At 41.4% G+C, this 1,128-nt stretch carries 1 protein-coding gene; it reads left to right on the forward strand.

Features of this window, described 5'->3' with window-relative positions; all coding sequences use genetic code 11:
* Nucleotides 1–171: 171 nt before the first annotated feature.
* Nucleotides 172–990, forward strand: coding sequence for a DNA adenine methylase (locus PVV60_RS10585; RefSeq protein ID WP_273724682.1), 819 nt, complete (start codon nucleotides 172–174; stop codon nucleotides 988–990).
* Nucleotides 991–1,128: the final 138 nt, after the last annotated feature.

Consider the following 1,128-nt stretch of genomic DNA (forward strand, 5'->3'; position numbering starts at 1 on the left):
ACAAGGGAAAAGAAAACCGCGAAGAATAGAGGCTGGGCTGGTTGCCCAGCCAACGGGGATAGTTTTGCGAACACACCCGTCCGATGCAACATAACTTAACATCGCAGCCACTTCTTATCACTTAAAGCAATGAGAAGATGGCTAATATAGATGAAAGAGTGTTAAAAAATTATGGATACACTTTGTAAAGAAACATTAAAATCTGTTGATCCTACGGAACCAGCTGCTGCTTATGTTGGTGGCAAAATCAAGTTGGCGAAGACCATTATCAAAATCATTGAAGGCATTCCCCATCGCACTTATGCTGAGCCTTTTGTTGGAATGGGGGGAATATTCTTCAGGCGGAAATTGATTCCCTTATATGAAGTCATCAATGATCGCTCAGGTGATGTGGTGAATTTTTTTCGGGTGTTGCAACGCCATTATCACCCTTTTATGGATCTGTTGGAGTTCCAGATAAGCAGTCGTGAGACGTTTCAGCGTTTCGCTCTACAAGATCCAAAGACCCTGACAGATTTAGAACGGGCTTTGCGGTTTTTATATCTCCAGCGGTTGAGTTTTGCTGGGCAGGTGGCTAAACGAACATTTGGAGTTGATCCTAACCGTGGTGCACGGTTTAACAGTTTCAAACTTGAAGGCTTATTAAAGCTTATATACCGCCGCTTAGCGGGTGTAACCATTGAACATTTAGACTGGTCTGAGTTTATCAGGCGCTATGACCGGCCGACCACTTTGTTTTATCTTGATCCGCCTTATTTTGGTGTTGAGGATTATTATGGAAAGGATTTGTTTAAGCGGGAGGATTACCAGACGATGTCCACACTGCTTGCGCAATTAAAGGGAAAATTTCTTCTGTCTCTCAATGATGTGCCTGAGATCCGAAAAACCTTTAACCAATTTAAGATAAAAGAGGTGAATACATCTTATACATGTGGTTCAAATGATCCAACTGCGGCTCGAGAGCTCATCATCTCAAATTGCGACTTTTAGGATGAAGAGAAAAGATACATTAAAGGGTCTTTAAATAACCTTTGAAGACCCTTTGAGAACCCCTTAAAAATCTTTTGAAAAAAATAAATTGGTACAAAACCTAGTGGCAAAATATACAAAACCCGCCGACAAGCTACA

Source organism: Bartonella sp. AU18XJBT (genome assembly GCF_028618595.1).
Classification (GTDB): Bacteria; Pseudomonadota; Alphaproteobacteria; order Rhizobiales; family Rhizobiaceae; genus Bartonella.

What these genes read in the sequence shown, in the direction of transcription:
- PVV60_RS10585 (WP_273724682.1), top strand. Translation starts at nt 172, where the DNA reads ATGGATACACTTTGTAAAGAAACATTAAAATCTGTTGATCCTACGGAA.